At 65.6% G+C, this 17,116-nt stretch carries 18 protein-coding genes; 10 read left to right on the top strand and 8 right to left on the bottom strand.

Annotation, left to right across the window (positions count from 1 at the left end; all coding sequences use genetic code 11):
- The first annotated feature begins 59 nt into the window (after nucleotides 1-59).
- Nucleotides 60-1,283: an acyl-CoA dehydrogenase family protein gene (locus tag ACIBG0_RS20165; RefSeq protein WP_397034469.1), complete on the top strand. Its 1,224-nt coding sequence runs from the start codon at nucleotides 60-62 to the stop codon at nucleotides 1,281-1,283.
- Complete coding sequence (locus ACIBG0_RS20160) at nucleotides 1,280-2,710, top strand: LLM class flavin-dependent oxidoreductase (RefSeq protein ID WP_397034467.1); 1,431 nt, start codon at nucleotides 1,280-1,282, stop codon at nucleotides 2,708-2,710. Before ACIBG0_RS20165 ends, ACIBG0_RS20160 begins: the two co-directional genes overlap by 4 nt.
- Here ACIBG0_RS20160 and ACIBG0_RS20155 read toward each other — a convergent pair.
- Nucleotides 2,707-3,192 carry a GAF domain-containing protein gene (locus tag ACIBG0_RS20155; RefSeq protein ID WP_397034465.1) on the bottom strand — a complete coding sequence of 162 codons (486 nt, stop codon included), beginning with the start codon at nucleotides 3,190-3,192 and terminating at the stop codon, nucleotides 2,707-2,709. The two genes, ACIBG0_RS20160 and ACIBG0_RS20155, sit on opposite strands and share 4 nt — an antisense overlap.
- Before the next feature lie 124 nt (nucleotides 3,193-3,316).
- Between ACIBG0_RS20155 and ACIBG0_RS20150 the strand changes: the two genes are divergently transcribed.
- From ACIBG0_RS20150 to ACIBG0_RS20130, 5 genes are all read left to right on the top strand, one after another.
- Nucleotides 3,317-4,690 (top strand): styrene monooxygenase/indole monooxygenase family protein, encoded by a 1,374-nt coding sequence (locus ACIBG0_RS20150; protein ID WP_397034463.1) that lies wholly within the window; start codon nucleotides 3,317-3,319, stop codon nucleotides 4,688-4,690.
- Nucleotides 4,691-4,818: 128 nt separating this feature from the next.
- Nucleotides 4,819-5,934, top strand: a complete 1,116-nt coding sequence (sfnG, locus tag ACIBG0_RS20145; RefSeq protein ID WP_397034461.1) for a dimethylsulfone monooxygenase SfnG — start codon at nucleotides 4,819-4,821, stop codon at nucleotides 5,932-5,934.
- Nucleotides 5,934-7,133 (top strand): SfnB family sulfur acquisition oxidoreductase, encoded by a 1,200-nt coding sequence (locus tag ACIBG0_RS20140; RefSeq protein WP_397034459.1) that lies wholly within the window; start codon nucleotides 5,934-5,936, stop codon nucleotides 7,131-7,133. Before sfnG ends, ACIBG0_RS20140 begins: the two co-directional genes overlap by 1 nt.
- Nucleotides 7,134-7,156: 23 nt before the next feature.
- Nucleotides 7,157-7,666 carry an NADPH-dependent FMN reductase gene (locus ACIBG0_RS20135; RefSeq protein ID WP_397034457.1) on the top strand — a complete coding sequence of 170 codons (510 nt, stop codon included), beginning with the start codon at nucleotides 7,157-7,159 and terminating at the stop codon, nucleotides 7,664-7,666.
- The gene (locus ACIBG0_RS20130; RefSeq protein ID WP_397034455.1) at nucleotides 7,659-8,180 is read left to right on the top strand and encodes a flavin reductase family protein; all 522 of its coding nucleotides are present in this window, start codon (nucleotides 7,659-7,661) and stop codon (nucleotides 8,178-8,180) included. The genes ACIBG0_RS20135 and ACIBG0_RS20130 overlap by 8 nt, the downstream gene beginning before the upstream one ends.
- A 171-nt stretch (nucleotides 8,181-8,351) precedes the next feature.
- On the opposite strand, the gene ACIBG0_RS20125 is transcribed toward ACIBG0_RS20130, so the two are convergent.
- On the bottom strand, nucleotides 8,352-9,236 hold the full coding sequence (locus tag ACIBG0_RS20125) for an aromatic prenyltransferase (protein ID WP_397034453.1): 885 nt from the start codon (nucleotides 9,234-9,236) through the stop codon (nucleotides 8,352-8,354).
- A 131-nt stretch (nucleotides 9,237-9,367) separates the two neighbouring features.
- On the opposite strand from ACIBG0_RS20125, the gene ACIBG0_RS20120 reads away from it, so the two are divergent.
- Complete coding sequence (locus ACIBG0_RS20120; protein WP_397034451.1) at nucleotides 9,368-9,820, top strand: VOC family protein; 453 nt, start codon at nucleotides 9,368-9,370, stop codon at nucleotides 9,818-9,820.
- 11 nt (nucleotides 9,821-9,831) lie between these two features.
- Here ACIBG0_RS20120 and ACIBG0_RS20115 read toward each other — a convergent pair whose 3' ends face one another.
- Nucleotides 9,832-10,524 carry an NAD(P)H oxidoreductase gene (locus ACIBG0_RS20115; RefSeq protein WP_397034449.1) on the bottom strand — a complete coding sequence of 231 codons (693 nt, stop codon included), beginning with the start codon at nucleotides 10,522-10,524 and terminating at the stop codon, nucleotides 9,832-9,834.
- 131 nt (nucleotides 10,525-10,655) lie between these two features.
- Between ACIBG0_RS20115 and ACIBG0_RS20110 the strand changes: the two genes are divergently transcribed.
- The gene (locus ACIBG0_RS20110; RefSeq protein WP_397034448.1) at nucleotides 10,656-11,591 is read left to right on the top strand and encodes an AraC family transcriptional regulator; all 936 of its coding nucleotides are present in this window, start codon (nucleotides 10,656-10,658) and stop codon (nucleotides 11,589-11,591) included.
- 85 nt (nucleotides 11,592-11,676) lie between these two features.
- On the opposite strand, the gene ACIBG0_RS20105 is transcribed toward ACIBG0_RS20110, so the two are convergent.
- Nucleotides 11,677-12,057, bottom strand: coding sequence for a winged helix-turn-helix transcriptional regulator (locus ACIBG0_RS20105; RefSeq protein ID WP_397034446.1), 381 nt, complete (start codon nucleotides 12,055-12,057; stop codon nucleotides 11,677-11,679).
- A 136-nt stretch (nucleotides 12,058-12,193) separates the two neighbouring features.
- On the opposite strand from ACIBG0_RS20105, the gene ACIBG0_RS20100 reads away from it, so the two are divergent.
- Nucleotides 12,194-12,601 carry a RidA family protein gene (locus tag ACIBG0_RS20100; RefSeq protein WP_397034444.1) on the top strand — a complete coding sequence of 136 codons (408 nt, stop codon included), beginning with the start codon at nucleotides 12,194-12,196 and terminating at the stop codon, nucleotides 12,599-12,601.
- Between the two features lie 249 nt (nucleotides 12,602-12,850).
- Here the strand turns inward: ACIBG0_RS20100 and ACIBG0_RS20095 are convergent, their stop codons facing one another.
- The 4 genes from ACIBG0_RS20095 to ACIBG0_RS20080 are packed head-to-tail and all read right to left on the bottom strand — an operon-like array spanning nucleotide 12,851 to nucleotide 17,086.
- Nucleotides 12,851-13,108 carry an HPr family phosphocarrier protein gene (locus ACIBG0_RS20095; RefSeq protein WP_397034442.1) on the bottom strand — a complete coding sequence of 86 codons (258 nt, stop codon included), beginning with the start codon at nucleotides 13,106-13,108 and terminating at the stop codon, nucleotides 12,851-12,853.
- A 29-nt stretch (nucleotides 13,109-13,137) separates the two neighbouring features.
- Nucleotides 13,138-15,360, bottom strand: coding sequence for a fructose-specific PTS transporter subunit EIIC (locus tag ACIBG0_RS20090; protein ID WP_397034440.1), 2,223 nt, complete (start codon nucleotides 15,358-15,360; stop codon nucleotides 13,138-13,140).
- A gap of 11 nt (nucleotides 15,361-15,371) precedes the next feature.
- Nucleotides 15,372-16,322 carry a 1-phosphofructokinase gene (gene pfkB / locus ACIBG0_RS20085; RefSeq protein ID WP_397034438.1) on the bottom strand — a complete coding sequence of 317 codons (951 nt, stop codon included), beginning with the start codon at nucleotides 16,320-16,322 and terminating at the stop codon, nucleotides 15,372-15,374.
- On the bottom strand, nucleotides 16,319-17,086 hold the full coding sequence (locus ACIBG0_RS20080; RefSeq protein WP_397034437.1) for a DeoR/GlpR family DNA-binding transcription regulator: 768 nt from the start codon (nucleotides 17,084-17,086) through the stop codon (nucleotides 16,319-16,321). The genes pfkB and ACIBG0_RS20080 overlap by 4 nt, the downstream gene beginning before the upstream one ends.
- Nucleotides 17,087-17,116: the final 30 nt, after the last annotated feature.

The raw sequence follows: 17,116 nt of genomic DNA, 5'->3' as shown, positions 1-17,116 counted from the left end.
TTTAGATCGCAGTGCGGATAACTGGTGAGCTGACGGTGTCTGCGCGCGATTGTGGTGTGATGACATCCATCGAGGCGAAATCCACCACAGACTCCGACCTGGATGCGATCTTCGGGCCGATCTTCGACCGCATCGCGCAGGGAGCGGTCGAGCGCGAGATCGATCGTCGGCTGCCCTTCGAGGAGGTGGGCTGGCTGCGCGAGGCTAAATTCGGTGCGCTGCGGGTGCCGGTCGAATTCGGCGGTTACGGCGTCACGGTGCGGCAGCTGTTCCGCTTGCTCATCGAATTGGCGGCCGCGGAATCGAATCTGCCGCAGGCGTTGCGGGTGCACTTCTCCTTTGTCGAAGACCAGTTGCTCGCCGAGCCGGGTGAGAACCGTGCGCAGTGGCTGCGTGCCACCGCCGCAGGCACGCTCGTCGGCAATGCGATCACCGAACCGGGCGTCGGTGCGGTCGACCATTACCGCACGCGGCTGACCAAGGATGGTGATCGCTGGCTGCTCAACGGCACCAAGTACTACAGCACCGGCTCGCTCTACGCGGACTACATCCTGGCTGCCGCCGATCGCGACGGTGAGCGGGTGGGCGTGCTCGTCGATGCGAATGCCGACGGCGTCCGCCAGCACGACGACTGGGACGGCTTCGGCCAGCGGCTCACCGCGAGCGGCACAACGGAATTCACCGATGTCGCGGTCGAGCCGGAGCACATTCTCGGGCCCGGCTACGGCGCGCCTGGACCGACCTATGCGACCTCATACCTGCAGTTGGTCCAGCTGTCGGTGCTCGCCGGTATCGCCAAGCGGGCCGAGCGCGATGCCCGCGAGTGGGTGGCGGCGCGCACCCGCGGCTACACCCATTCGGCCGCCGACCTGCCACGCCAGGATCCGTTGGTGCAACAGGTGATCGGACGGCTTTCCGCCGCCGCCTTCGCCGCCGAGGCCACCGTGCTCGCCGTTGCTGATGTACTCGACAAGGTGCTCGCCGGCGGTGCGCAGGACGAAGGGGCCATCGTGGCGGCCGAACTCGCCGCCGCGCAGGCACAACTTTCGGTCATCGATCTCGTATTGCCCGCCACCACACTGCTGTTCGAGGTGGGCGGTGCATCGGTCGTCTCCGAGCGCCTGCGGCTGGATCGGCACTGGCGCAATGCCCGCACCATCTCGGTGCACAATCCGGCCATCCAAAAGGCCAGGGCGATCGGTGATTATCTGCTGAACGGCACGCAACTGCCGTTCGCATGGAGTGCGGGTGAGCGCAAGCCCGCGACAGGAGACCAGCAGTGACGCGCCGCATTCGCTTCAACGCCTTCGACATGAACTGTGTCGCGCACCAATCACCCGGTCTGTGGCGACATCCCGACGATCAGTCGCATCGGTACAAAGAACTGAGTTACTGGACAGAACTGGCGAAGCTGTTGGAGCAGGGGCGTTTCGACGGCATCTTCATCGCCGACGTGCTCGGCACCTACGACGTATACGGCGGCAACGATATCGCCGCACTGCGCCAGGGCGCTCAGATTCCGGTGGCAGATCCGCTGCTGCTGGTCTCGGCTATGGCCGCGGTAACCGAACATCTCGGCTTCGGCATCACCACCGGCACCGGCTTCGAACACCCCTATCCGTTCGCGCGTCGACTCTCCACCCTCGATCACCTCACCGACGGCCGCATCGGCTGGAACGTAGTGACCGGCTACTTGCCTTCGGCCGCAAGGAATTTCGGTGCCGACGACCAGCTGGACCACGACGAGCGCTACAACCAGGCCGATGAATACCTGGAGGTCCTGTACAAGCTGTGGGAGGGCTCCTGGGAGGACGATGCGGTGGTGCGCGATGCCGCGCAAGGCATCTACGTGGACCCGGCGAAGGTGCATCACATCGGCCATCGTGGCACGCACTATCAGGTGCCGGGCATCCATCTCTCGGAGCCGTCGCCGCAGCGCACACCGGTCATCTACCAGGCCGGGGCATCGCCGCGAGGTGTGCGCTTCGCCGCCGAGAACGCCGAGGCGATTTTCGTAGCGGGACCGTCGAAACGGATTCTGGCACAGACTGTTTCCCGGATTCGGGATGCACTGGAGGCGGCGGGCCGGGATCGGTATTCGGCCCGGATCTACGCACTGGCCACGATTATTACCGACGCCACCGACGAGGCGGCACACGCCAAACACGAGGAGTATCTGTCCTACGCCAGCGTCGAGGGCGGGCTGGTCTTCATGTCCGGCTGGATGGGCATCGACCTGTCCAGTTACGAACTGGACGATCCGATCGGCCAGGTGCAGAGCAATGCCATCCAGTCCGCCGTGGCCGCGTTCCAGGAATTCGACGACGACGGCCGGGAATGGACCGTTCGCGATATCGGCCGCTGGGCCGGGATCGGCGGTATGGGACCGGTATTCGTCGGCTCAGGTGTCACGGTGGCCGATCAACTCCAGGACTGGGTCGCCGAGACCGATCTGGACGGCTTCAACTTGGCCTACGCCATCACACCTGGCAGCTTCGAAGATATTGTCCGCCATGTTGTTCCGGTGCTGACCGAACGCGGCGCCTATGCGACCGACTACCCGCCAGGCACCCTGCGAAACGCCTTGTTCGACAAGGGAGATCGGTTGCCGCAGGAGCACCGCGGCGCTCGCTATCGCCTCGGTGGTGCATTATCGACGGCCTTGCCCGATGCCGTATCGAGGCCGGGCGCCAGCGTCACAGCGACCTAGTCGAGCGAATTCAGGAAGGCCTGGGCGATGGATTCCAGGCCTTTTCTGTCGATATCGTCGAAGCGGTTCGCTCGCGGACTGTCGAAATCGAAGACGCCGACAAGGATATTTTCGCGCACCAGCGGGATCACGATTTCCGAGCGGGTGTCGGCATCACAGGCGATATGTCCGGGAAAGGCGTGCACGTCGGGCACCAATTGGGTCTCCCGGACTTCGGCGGCGGTGCCGCAGACACCCTTGCCGATGGCGATGCGCACGCAGGCCGGTTTGCCCTGGAACGGCCCGACCACCAATTCCTGTCCGTCGTAGAAATAGAATCCGACCCAATTCACCTCGGTCAGCGCGTGGAAGACCAGCGCGGCCAGGTTCGCGGCATTCGCGATCCGGTCGGTCTCACCCGCGACCAGCGCCTCGGCCTGCGCGACGAGTTGACGGTACTGTTCGGACCGGTCACCGGTCAGTTCGGAAACAGTGAACGACATGGCTGAATCGTAGGGCAGCTACGATCGGGCGCGTTCGGCGCGATCGCGAATTCCAGGTCACCCCATTGATTCTCGATGATCGCAACACTGCAATCATCGCGGCGGTAGACGGACCATGATTGGCATGACATCGCAGAATACCCGCTCCACACGTTCGGCCGCGGTAATCGGTGCCGGTCAAACCGGCGTCACTGCGGCTCTAGGATTACTCGACGCCGGATTCGACGTCACGCTCTACAGCGATCGCGATCAGCGTTCGTTGCGCGAAGATGTACCGGCCACCGGCACCGCACTCGAATTCGGGGAGACCCAACAGGCCGAATCCGCGCTCGGTCTGGACACCTACACCGGTCGCGCACCCCGGCATACCGGGCTGAGCGTGCGCATTGCCGGACCCGAGCGCGAGGAATTGATCCAATTCGACGGTCATTTCGACGGATTTGTCGGAGTTGCGGTCGATACTCGTTTGAAGGCCGACGAACGGCTGACCGCATTCCTGGAACGCGGCGGACGTTTCGTCGTCGAGCAAGTGACGCCCGACAAACTCGACACCATTGCCGCCGCCGTCGATCTCACCTTGGTCGCCACTGGACGCGGCGGCCTGTCCGATCTGTTCGCGATCGATCAGGCACGCACCCCCTACGACGCGCCACAGCGGTCGCTGCTCACCGTCACCGTGACCGGAATCGGCTATGACGAAAGCGTTTTCGCGCACCGCAGCCGGGCCGGTGGCGCGCACAGCGGCTTCTCCATCTTCGCCGAGCAGGGCGAGGGCTGGTGGGGACCGTATCTGCACAAGGACGCGGGTCCGAGCTGGGCATTCCTCGGCTGGGCGCGGCCGGGCAGTGAGTGGGAAAGTCGTTTCGCCGCAGCGGATTCGGCCGAATCGGCGCATCGGATCGTGCAGGATCTGTACCGCGATTTCATCGATTGGGATCTGCCCGAGGTGCTCGAAACCCGGGTTATCGCCGAGGATCCGCATTCCTGGCTCAAGGGTGCGGTCCGGCCGGTGGTCCGGTCCGGCGTCGGACGTACCGCCGGTGGTCATGTCGTTGCCTCGCTCGGTGATACCTCGGCCGCCTACGACCCGATCGCGGGGCAGGGGGCGCAGAGCGGACTTATCCAGGCGCAACGACTGGTCGCGGCGGCCGCCGTGCACGAGGGGCCGTTCGACGCGGACTGGATCAGCGCACAGTACGCCGCATTCCTCGCCGCGCGCGGGGATGCGGCGAATAAGGTCACCCGCTTGTTCCTCGGCGATCCGGAATTGGCCGATATCGGCAATCAGCTCTTCGCCGCGGCCGCGGTCGATCAGCGCTTCGCGAACGCACTCGTCGGACTGCTGCACGGCCCGCAGCCATTCCTCGGTGTCGATTCGCTCGAAGCGGCCGCCGAATTCATCACCCAGGTCACCGGTGCGGATGCCGAGGCACTGCTCGGACGGTTCACACCGGCCGGTCGATTCAGCCGGTCCGGTTACAGCCTCGCCAACGCCTGATCGCTACACCCATCCGATCGCACAGATTCAAACCCTCCTGTCGGTGGGCTTGCGGTGCTGGAGTGGAAGGGGCGCATGGTGCGCCCCTTCCTGGCGATAGACGGTTCCCCGACACCAATGGAGTAACTATGACCACAGAGCACATCGCCGATCAGATCCGGTTCGCCTACTGGGTGCCGAATGTCAGCGGGGGGCTGGTCACCAGTGATATCGAACAACGCACCAGCTGGGACTTCGAATACAACAAGAAGTTGGCGCAAACCGCGGAGAACAACGGGTTCGATTACGCGCTGTCCCAGGTCCGCTACACCGCGTCCTATGGCGCGGAATACCAGCACGAGTCGACTTCGTTCAGTCTCGCGCTGCTCGGTGCGACCGAGCGGCTGAAAGTGATCGCCGCGATTCATCCCGGTCTCTGGCATCCGGCCGTGCTGGCCAAATTCGGCGCCACCGCCGATCACCTCTCCAATGGTCGTTTCGCCATCAACGTCGTATCCGGGTGGTTCGCAGGGGAATTCACCGCACTCGGCGAGCCGTGGCTCGAACACGACGAGCGGTACCGGCGCAGCGCCGAATTCCTCGAGGTGATCCGCAAGATCTGGACAGAGGATGATGTCAACTACGGCGGCGATTTCTACCGCATCCGCGACTTCACGCTGAAGCCCAAGCCACTGAATACCCCCGAGCGTCCGAATCCCGAACTGTTCCAGGGCGGGAACTCGACGGCGGCACGTCGCAATGGTGGTCGCTACGCCGACTGGTACTTCTCCAACGGCAAGGATTTCGACGGTGTCACCGAACAATTGGATGAGCTGCGCAGTATCGCCCAGGCGAATCAGCGCGAGGTCAAATTCGGTCTGAACGGTTTCATCATTGCTCGCGACACCGAGAAGGAAGCCCGCGATACCTTGCGCGAAATCATCGAGAAGGCGAATAAGCCTGCGGTGGAAGGCTTCCGGGACGCGGTGCAACAAGCCGGTGCGTCGACGAAGGACCGCAGGGGGATGTGGGCGGATTCGACGTTCGAAGATCTCGTGCAGTACAACGACGGATTCCGGACCAAGTTGATCGGCACACCCGAACAGGTCGCCGAGCGCATCGTGGCCTACAAGGAACTCGGCGTCGACCTGATTCTGGCCGGTTTCCTGCACTTCCAGGAGGAGGTCGAGTACTTCGGCGCCAAGGTGCTGCCGCTGGTCCGCGAACTGGAGGCCGCACGTACGCCGGCCACTGTGGGGCACTGATGACCGCCGTCGTCGCCGACCGGATCGAATCCGCCGCGCAAGCGTATTCGGTTGCGGCACAGCTTGCTTCGGAATTCGCCGACGGCGCGGCGGCGCGTGATCTCGGCCGGGAGCTACCCTTCGCCGAGGTGGATCGACTCGCGGCGAGTGGATTGCTCGCGATCACCGTGCCCGCGGCATTCGGGGGCGCTGATCTGCCGCCGAGTGCGGTGGCCGAGGTGGTGCGGATTCTCGCGGGCGCCGACCCGAATATCGCGCAGATTCCCCACAGCCACTTCGTATATCTGAACCTATTGCGCTTGGCGGGTACCGCTGATCAGCAGGCGCGGTACTTCGGGCAAGTTCTCGCGGGGGCTCGCATTGCCAATGCGCAGTCCGAGCGCGGCACCGCGACTGTCGCCGACATCGCCACTACGGTGCGTCCGGTGGGGAATCGGTTCCGTATCGATGGCGTCAAGTTCTACTGTACGGGTTCGCTTTTCGCGGATTTGCTCGCGGTGCTGACCCGGCTCGATGATCCGGAGGGCCGCAGTGGACTGCCTGCGGGGGAGTACATCGCATATCTGCCAGCCGATACCCCGGGTGTGCGGATCATCGATGACTGGAACGGCATCGGCCAGCGCACCACTGGCAGCGGGACCATCGAATTCGCCGAGGTGCTCGTCGAGCCGGACCAGCTGATCGCCCGCTCGGCGGCTGTGCACGCGCCGACCGGCTACGGTGCCTACGCGCAACTGCTGCATGCCGCCATCGACACCGGCATTGCTCGCGGCGCGCTGAGTGCCGCAACCGAATTCGTGCGCACCTCGAGTCGCCCGTGGTTCGAATCGGGTGTCGAAAGGGCTATCGACGATCCGCTGCTCATCCAGCGTTTCGGTGAGCTTTCGGTCGCGGTGACGGCGGCCGAGGCCACGCTCACCGCCGCCGGTGTCGCCGTCGACGCCGCCCTCGAATCCGTCGGCGCGGCCTCGCTTGCCGTAGCCACCGCCAAGGTGCTCGCCGATCGAGCGGCCAACGAGGTCTCGGCCGCACTGTTCGAGGTCGGCGGAACACGCAGTGCCGCAGCAGATTTGAACCTGCACCACTTCTGGCGAAATGCCCGCACCCACACCCTGCACGACCCGGTCCGGTGGAAATATCAGCACATCGGCCGGGCACTACTGCACGACACCGCGCCACCGTTGCACGGCGTGATCTGATCGAGCGAGAAGAGGATACGGAAGTGACAGTTACAGTCGTCGTCGGGAATCCGAAGCCAGCCTCTCGTACCCTGACCGCGGCAACGCTGGTCGCCGCGGGATTACGCCCAGACGTGGAACCGGAGGTGATCGATCTGGTCTCCTACGGTGCGAGCCTGCTGTCCTGGGGTGATCCAGAGGTCGCGGCCGCTGTTCGCGCGGTGGCGAATTCGGAGCTGGTGGTCTTCGCCAGTCCCACCTTCAAGGCCACCTACACCGGGCTGTTGAAGCTGTTCCTCGAACAGTTCGAGGGCGGTACCGGCCTGGCCGAGGTGGTGGCGGTGCCGCTCATGCTCGGCGCGGGCCCGGCCCATGCGCTCGCCCCGGATCTGCTGCTCAAGCCGGTATTGGTCGAACTCGGCGCGACGGCGGCGCTGCCCGGTCTCTACCTCTCGGACAGTACATTTCAGGAAGACGGCGCCATCGCGCGCTATACCGAACGCTGGCGCCCGGTCGCCGCGGCCCTGGCCTCGAAGGCGGCCGAGCATGCATGAGCTCTTCGAATTTCCGTCCGACGGTTCCGGACTACGTCGCGTCTTCGCCAGCTTCCCCAGCGGTGTCGTCGCGGTGTGCGCCGAAATCGAAGGGACGCCACATGGTTTGGCGGTGAGCACCTTCGTCCCGGTCTCGCTGGACCCGCCCCTGGTGTCGTTCTGTGTGCAGAACAGCTCGGCGACCTGGCCGAAGCTGGATACTGCAACGCACCTCGGTCTGAGTCTGCTCGGCACCGATCAAGAGCACGCGGCTCGGGCACTGAGCAACCGCAATGGCAATCGCTTCCATAATGTGGATGTGCACCGTGGTGCGGCCGACGCGATCTTCATCGATGGTGCGACGGCGTGGATCGAGGGCGCGGTCGAGGCACGTATCCCCGCGGGCGACCACACAGTGGTCATCCTCCGGATCAATCGCCTCGCCGCCCGTGCCGATGCCGAACCACTGATCTTCCACGGCAGCAAATTCCGCAGCCTGCACCCGCACCGGGAGATCACCGAGATCGCCAGCTGACATTCGATGAGCTAGCGCCTGGTCCAGATAGCTTGTGCGCCACCCGCTCCGGCTGTGTGCCGAGCCAAGTGATGTGGCGGTCGAATGTGGCGTGGGCGACCACGATTGGACTGCGTTCGACGGAACCCTCCGAACCGAGGCTCGATACGGCAGAAGCTATCCGGCGAGAGACTAGGTTGGGCGGGGTGCGGTGCCGCCTGGGAAGGTGGCGACGCGGACGCCCGCGTATTCGGCCTGGACCTTGTAGTAGCGGTTGGTCGGGCCGTAGGCGGCATAGAAGACGAAGCCGCGGGTTTCGGGGTCGGCGAATGGTGCTTCGGCGACGAAACGGGCCAGGACCGGGTCGAGGTGGGTTGGGAAGCTGGACGGTTCGCAGCGCACCGGGAAGCAGATTCGCTCCATCTGCGATGAGGTCCAAGAGAAGGTGCGGTAGAGGTTGAAGGTGCGGGCGAGTAAGGCGAGTTCGGGGTCGGTGGCCGCGGTGAAGTCGAGTTCGGCCAGGATCCCGGTGATATCCGCGGGTGTGAGATGGCCGGGCTCGAAGACATTCGAGTAGAGGTTCATCGTGCGGGCATCGAAATCTACCGCGAGAATCCCGATTCGGCCGCCGTAGCGGTATAGATGGTCGGCGTGCGCGCGTGCCGACTCCGGAATTCCTGTGAAGCCGAGAACCCGTTCCACGCTGAGCAATTCGGGAAAGACCAGCCAGATCTTCTGCACCCCACCGGAAAGTGCGAGGTCGACGCCCGAATTGACCGGCACCTCGGCCGATATCTCGGCCAGCAATTTCTCCATCGGATGGCCGGTGTAGGTGAGAAGCCCTGCGCCGAGCAGCTTCTCGATGAGCTCGCTCGGCTCGCCCTGATGCATCACCCGGGCGTTGACCTCGCGCTCACCCACCGGATGTGTGGTGGTGCGCACGCCGACAACGGAGTTGGTCCACAGTTCAGCGAGGGTTTCCAGTACCGGATCCACGATCGTGGAGTCGTAGCGAACCTCAGCCAGGCGCGCATACTCTCGCAGATCCTTGCGGAGTTGATCGAGTGTCCTTGCCATGACGTTCATCGTCCCGGAAACCTCCGCGCGACCGCAGCGCTTCGCATGATCTCGCGGGCGGTTGCATGCAGTGGGCAGCCTGTCCCACTGCATGCGCTCGATGTGTGCCCACATTGCGGTAGGTTCCGCCCGTGGCTTTGAACTGGAAACTGGTCATCGACACCAGGAACGCCCCCGCCCTGGCCGACTTCTGGGCCGCGGCACTGGACTACGAGGTGGAAGACCCGAGCGCCCTCGTCGAGCGACTACTGGCCGCCGGGCAGCTCCCCGCGGACGCGGTCGTCGACCATGACGGCCGCAAGACATTCCGCGGCTACTCCGCCATCCGTCATCCCGACGACCCCTTCGACCCGATCAGCGGCGTCGGCCAAGGGCGGCGACTGCTCTTCCAAGACGTTCCGGAGGAAAAATCCGGTAAGAACCGTCTACACATCGACGTGCACAGCGAGCCCGGCACCCTTGATGCGCTCATTGCGCGGTTGGAAGCGCTGGGCGCAACCCGGGTCCGCGAAATCGATAAAGGACCGGCCGGTCACTGGTGGGTTATGCGCGACCCCGAAGGCAACGAATTCTGCGCCGCATAGGCCTTCAGTGGTCAGGCCGGAACCCTGTCGGCGGCGAGGAAATCGTCGACGAAGCCCAGCGCCCGCTGTTCCAAGCCCGCATAGTGGGCTTCGCGGACCGCGCCGGTGAGGGCTTCGTCGAGCAGGAGATTGCCTGCGGCATCCAGGCGCTGCCGCTTTTCTTCCGCGCCGGCCAGCAACCCCACCGACGACTGTGTGAGGCCGCAGTAGTAGGCGATACCGTCGTTGAGTTGCGCGCTCAGCGCATCCTGCATGAGCTCGACGACCGCGTCGTCGTCTGCCGCGCCCGCCAGGCCCAGCCACAGCATCCGCTTGCCCGCGAGCCGGGATTTGCTGCGGCCGTAGGCGAATCCGTAGTTCCACACCCGATCGATCCAGCCCTTCAGAATCGCCGGGACCTGCATCCAGTACACCGGGAACACCGCGACGATCACGTCGGCGGCGAGGATGCGCCGCATGTGGTTCTCGACTTCGGGGGAGTATGCCTTGTCCCGGTTGCCCCATTCCGGGAGGTCGGCGGCGGTCATCCGGGGATCGAAGTTCTCGGCGTGCAGGTCCAGTAGATCGATCCGGTAGCCGAGCGCGGCGAGCCGACGGGTGGCTAGTTCGGCGATATGGGCGGTCAGCGAATCGGGCCGGGGATGAGCGACGACGACCAGCGCGGTGCGGGTGGTCGCGGTGTCCACGGTCGAGTTGTGCTGCACGGGGCCTCCTCTGTGGGTCCGGAGTTCCGGACGATCGGTTGTGCGGTCCGGATTTCATTCCACACGCCGGGCAATGGACGATCTATGGGTGAGGATCTACATTCGATAGGAGTTCGTCTACCGTCGATGGTGTGGATCCATTGAGCAAACTGCTGAGCGGTATCCGGGCCGAGGGAGCTGTGCTCACCAACGCGGTCTTGGAAGCACCGTGGAGCATCCGGTTCGCCGACGAGGCACCGCTGACTATGGTCACCGTGCTGCGCGGTGGGGGAACACTGCTGCTGCCGGGCGGTCTCGAGCATCGGATCACGGTGGGAGACACCGCGATCGTGCGCGGCCCGGAAACGTTCGTCCTCGTCGACCGCGCGGATACCGTCGGCCTACCGCACGAGGAATACGAAGTCGCCTGCTTCGCGCCGGACGCGAAATGCGATCCCGCGCTGGACGGCGGTCGCTGGGGGAACGGCCCCGCCGGTGAGACCGCTCTGATTGTCGGCGCCTATCGGGCCTCCAGCCGGCGCCACGAACGGCTGCTGCGTGCTCTACCACCCGTCCTGGTCGTGACCGACGATGTGGAGGTGTGCGCGTGGATGGAGTCGGTCGCCGCGGATGCGGCCCGACGTCCGGCCGGAGCGCAGGCGATGATGGACCGGCTGCTCGACTGGGCGTTGGTGTGCACGCTACGCGACTGGTTCGACGGGCTGGATGCCGATGCGCCGGGTTGGTATCGCGGGCCGGCCGATCCGGTGGTCGGGCCGGCGTTGGAGGCCATGCACGCAAGGCCGGCCGCCGGTTGGACGGTCGCGTCGCTGGCCGCCGAGGCGGGGGTATCGCGGGCGCTGTTCGCCCGGCGGTTCTCCGAGGTCATGGCGCAGTCGCCCCTGGCGTATCTCACCGAATGCAGGATGGATGAGGCGGAAGAACTCCTGGCCGACCGGAGTCTCACCGTGGCGCAGGTCGCGAAGGCTGTCGGTTATGCGGACGCTTTCGGCTTCAGTGCGGCGTTCAAGCGCCATCGAGGTATCCGCCCCAGCGATTTCCGCGCCACCGCCGATCTGGGAGCGTGAACCGCTACCCAGCCATCGGGGCCTGCACGATTGGGCTGTCACCGACTCCGGCACTGAAGTCCGCGCGCTCCGCATTCACCGACCGTCAGGCTTCGAAGTGCCGCCGGGCGGACTCGATGTGCTGGAAGTACCGGTAGGTCCACTCGCACATTCCGTCGACCGTCGCTCGAAGTCCGTGGCCCGCTTCGGTAAGGGTGTATTCGACCCGGGGCGGGACGGTGGGGTGGACGGTCCGCTCGGCCAGGCCGTTGCGCTCCAACATACGCAGGTTCTGGGTGAGCATCTTGTGGCTGATGCCCTCGACTCGGCTGCGCAGCTCGCTGAAGCGCAGGGTGCCCTCCCCTAGGGCCTCGATGATCAACAGCGCCCACTTGTTGGCGACATCAGAGAAGATCTCGCGCGCCAGGGAGTCGGCTCGCCGCAGGTCGGCATCCTCGGCCGAGCCGCTGAGCTGCTTGGTCACCATAAGGTTCCTCAGTCACTGAAAAGTGCGTTCTTCCATGTCAACGCACACTCTCCTACAGTTCCTGAGTAACTACAAGAGACCAAAGGTCGTTTGACGAACACGGGCTTACAGGAGCCCTGACAAGGAGGCGGACAGCATGGCCATCACCCTGAAGAATCCCGATGGACTGCCGAAAATCGATGTCTACCGGCAGGTGGCGATCGCCTCGGGTTCGAAGTTGGTCTTCATCGCCGGGCAGGTCGCCTGGGACGCGGAACGGGTCACGGTTGGCGAGGGCGACCTCGCCGCGCAGGTTGAGCAGTGCTACCTCAACATCGCCACCGCGCTGGGCGAGGCCGGCGGTTCCTTTGGCGACGTAGCGAAACTGACCTTCTATGTCGTCGACTGGACTGCCGACAAGATGCCCGCGCTCCTGGAGGGAATCTCCCGGGCGACCGAGAAGTTGGGGGTTACGCCGGTGCCGCCGACCACGCTGATCGGCGTCGCGGCGCTGGATGTCCCCGAGCATCTGGTTGAGATCGAAGCCACCGCAGTCCTCGACTGAATACGTACCGCTGAGCGGCCAGCTACCGCACTCACTTGATGACTGGACCGGCCCACCGCGTCGCATTGCCAATGGAAACCGGCTCTTTGTCCAACGGCCTGGAAACAGCCGCTGAAACCGCGGTCCGCCGGATTCTGGACCTGCTCACGGGGGTCGATGGCGTGGCCCGAACCGACGAGAGACCGGACGCCGACCGGATCCGCCCATCCGAGCCGACAAAGCGGATCGGAATGAACACACATGGTCCGATCAGGCGTCGAGGTCGGTGGCTAGGAGTTTGGCTACGAGCTCGAGTGCGTTCGGATCGTCACTGGTGACTACTACGTCGGTGCCGTGGGCCGCGCCAAGGGTCATGATCATGAGGGCCGAACCCGCGTCTACAGGGTCGCCGTCGACGAGGGAGAGGGTGACCTCGGCGCCGGAGTCGGTGACGGTTTCGGCGATGATGTTGGCGGGGCGGGCGTGCAGGCCGATGGCGGAGGCGACGGTGACGGTGGTGCTGGCCATGGGGGATTCTCCTTGGGTGAGAGGGGATTTCAGGCGGTGGCGAGGACGGGCGTGCGTGGCTTGATGAATTCCTTGGCGGCGGTGACGCAGAGGGCGGCGACGGCCGTGCCCGCGACGAGGGCGGCGAGGAACCAGACGATGTGGCCGACGGCGAAGAAGACGAAGATGCCGCCGTGCGGTGCGCTGAGGGTGGTGCCGGTCGCCATGATCAGCGCACCGGTGGCTGCGCCACCGGCCATCATCGAGGGGATCACGCGCAGCGGATCGGCGGCCGCGAAGGGAATCGCGCCTTCGGAGATGAAGGAGGCACCGAGAAGCCATGCGGCCTTGCCATTTTCACGTTCGGCCGTGGTGAACAGCCGGGGCCGCAGAACCGTGGCCAACGCCATGGCCAGCGGCGGGACCATGCCGGCGGCCATGACGGCCGCCATGATGCGCAGCGAGGCCGGATCGGTGACCGACAGTCCGGCTACGGCGAAGGAATACGCGGCCTTGTTGACCGGTCCGCCGAGGTCGAAGCACATCATGAGGCCGAGAATGGCGCCGAGGGCAAGCGCGGAGGTGCCGGTCAGGCTGTTGAGCCAATTGGTGAGTCCGCTGGTGATCGCGGCGAGCGGCTTGCCGAGGAAGATGAACATCAACGCGCCGACAATCAGTGAGGCGAACAGCGGGATGACCACCACCGGCATGAGCCCCCGCGCCCATTGTGGGGCAGGCAGTTTCGCCACCCACAGGGCCGCGAATCCGGCGATCAGACCACCGACGAGGCCGCCGAGGAACCCTGCGCCGACGAAGACGGCCACCGCACCGGCGGTGAATCCTGGTGCCAGGCCTGGTCGGTCGGCGATGGCGAAGGCGATATATCCGGCGAGGGCCGGTACCAGGAAGCTGAATGCGAGCGAACCCAGTTGGAACAGCACCGCGCCGAGATAGGTCGGTAGGCCGCCGTCGGGTAGTGCCGTCAGCGAGTTGTCGAGCACGATCTTCTTGGCGTGGTCGGCGATTTCGTAGCCGCCGAACAGGAATCCGAGCGCGATGAGCAGGCCACCCGCGGCGACGAACGGGATCATATAGCTGACGCCGGTGAGCAGGATCTGGCGCAATCGGGTACCCCAGCCGAGTGTGGCTGGTGCTGAATCGCCCTCGCTGCGTACGGATCCCGCGACGGTCGCCGCCGTGGGGTCGAGGGCGGCGCGCAGTGCGTCGGCGACCATGGTGTCGGGCTCGTTGATCGCGCGCTTGACCCCGGACTCGACTACCGGCTTGCCCGCGAACCGTTCCCGACCGCGCACGCCCACGTCGGTGGCGAAGATGACCGCGCTCGCGGCGGCGATGGTTTCGGCGCTCAGCGGGGTGCTGCCGCTGGAACCCTGGGTCTCGACGTGCACCGTGACGCCCGCACGATCACCGGCGGCGACCAGCGAGTCGGCGGCCATGTACGTGTGGGCGATGCCGGTGGGGCACGCCGTGACGGCGACGATCGTTTGACCGGCTGCCGCGTTTATCGCCTCGTCCGAAACACCATGGGGTGCAGGCGTTATCGCGCTGTCAGCGCTGCTGAGTCCGGCCGCCGCTGGAGGTGTGGCGTTCGAATCCGGCTTGTGTGCGGGTGTGGTGCCGTATCGAGCCGCATCGGATGCGGGTGCGCCGTTTGAAATGGCTCCGTGTGCGGGAGTGCGGTTCGTATCCGGTTCGCTTGCGGGCGCGGCACCTTTCGAAGCCGCTTGGGATGCGGGTGCGCCGTTCAAAACAGATTCGCGCGCAGGTGTTTTGGGCGTCATAGCAGGTTTCTGCGTAAGCACATCCGTAACCAGCGAAACTACCTCATCAGCGCTGGCGGCACCCCGCAACGATCCCACGAACTCCGGCCGCACAAGCGCCCGAGCTAAACTCGACAACAACTTCATGTGCTCAGCCCCGGCCCCCTCCGGCGCGGCAATGAGGAAAACCAGATCCGCAGGCCCATCGGCAGCGCCGAAATCCACTGCGGGCTCGAGCCGAGCGAACCCGAGGGACGCGCTGGTCACGGCCGCATTTCGGCAATGCGGTATGGCGATCCCACCGGGAAGCCCTGTCGCGGACTGCGATTCGCGCGCCAGCGCCGCATCACGCAGTGCCTCGGCGGATGTAGCGCGCCCATGGTCGGTGAGTCGCTGTGCGAGCGTCGCGATGACCGTTTCCTTGGCGCTGCCGAGGTCGGTATCGAGGCTGATCAGCTCGGTGGTGATGATCGAATCAGGGGAGTGGGCCATCGCAGTGTCCTTCAGCGACTGTGCAGGGATTCCAACGTCGTGACGGCCACGGCGCGGGGGTCGGTGTGGTGTGGGCCGGGCAGCCCGGTCCCGGGCAGCGCGGCGGCGGCGCTGCCATAGGCGACGGCGCGGCGCAGCCGATCCGGCGGGTCCAGCCCGTCGAGATCGGCGAGCAGGTATCCGGCCAGTGCGGAATCGCCTGCGCCCACGGTGCTGCGCGGGGTGATGGCGGGCGCGGCGGCATGCCAGGCACCATCCGCGGTGACCAGCACGGCTCCGGCCGCGCCGAGAGTCGCGAGCACGGCGTCGACGCCGCGAGCAACCAGAGTGCTCGCCGCACGCGCGGCGGCGTTGGGGTCCTCTAGTTCGGCGGGGTCGCCGTGGGTGAGTTGCGCCAGCTCTTCGGCATTCGGCTTGAGCAGTTGCGGCGCAGCCGATTCCAGTTCGGCGGCCAGTGCGAGCAGGGGAGCGTCGGAGGTGTCGACCGCGACCCGAGCGCCGCGCAGCCGGTGCAGCAGATACGCGTACCAATCCGTGGGGACGGCCGGCGGCAAGGATCCGGACAGCACCACCCAGCTCGCTTTATCGGCCAGCTCATCGAGTTGATTCGCCAGTGCGCCAAGGCATTCGGCGGACAGCGATGATCCGGGCTCATTGATCTTCGTGGTGGTGCCGTCGCGTTCGGCGAGGGTGAGATTGGTGCGCGCCGGGGTGGCGCACGGCACCGCACGGTGCTCGATATCGGCATCGGTGAGCATGTGCAGCAATGGATCACCGGCATTGCCGGGCAATACCGCAACGGTCTGGACTCCGGCGGCGGCGATCACGCGAGAGACATTGACCCCCTTGCCGCCGGGCTGCGACAGCACGGTTTCGGCACGATGCACCGCACCGCGCCGCAATGGGTCGGGCAGGCTGACGGTGCGGTCGATACTGGGATTCGCGGTGAGCGTGACGATCATGCCGTGACCACCTCGATGCCGTATTCGGTGAGTTCGTTGTGCACCGAAGGCAGCAGTCCGGTGTCGGTGACCAGCACGTCGAACTCTTCGACCGAACCGAAGCTGAGCAGATCCTCGCGCCCGACCTTGGTCGCATCGGCGACTACTACGACCCGATGCGCGCTGGCGATCATGGCGCGCTTGACCGCCGCCTCGTCGGGATCGGGGGTGGACAGTCCGTGGCCGATGGTCAGCGCATTGGTCCCGATGAATGCCACATCGACCCGCAGTTCGCCGAGTACCCGCAAGGCCTCCGCGCCGACCGCGGCCTGGGTGACACCCCGCACCCGACCGCCGATCAGATGCAATCGCACCCCGCCGAATCCGCTGAGCCGCGCGGCGATGGGCACCGAGTTCGTCACGGCGACGAGTTCGCGGTCCGCGGGCAGGGCGGCGGCTATCCGCGCGGTGGTGGTCCCGGCGTCGAACAGTACGCTGCCGCCGGTCGGCGGCAGATAATCCAGGGCTGCCTTGGCGATGCGGTCCTTTTCGGCGGCCCGCGTATGTTCGCGCTCGGTGGTGCCCAGTTCGATCGCGGTGAGCGCCGCCGCGGGCACCGCACCGCCGTGCACCCGGCGGATCAGCCCCATCCGATCGAGGACCGCCAGATCCCGGCGCACGGTTTCGGTGGTGACCCCGTATTGCTCGGATAGATCGGCGACCGATACGCGCCCGCGTTGCCCGACCAGGGCGGCGATGGCCTGCTGGCGCTCCTCTGCGTACATCCGATCCTCCGATTGGCAATGTGTGTTTAT

This window comes from Nocardia sp. NPDC050630 (assembly GCF_044457245.1).
Classification (GTDB): domain Bacteria; phylum Actinomycetota; class Actinomycetes; order Mycobacteriales; family Mycobacteriaceae; genus Nocardia.
The sequence above is the reverse complement of the archived record's forward strand: the minus strand, read 5'-3'. Positions and strand labels throughout refer to the sequence as shown.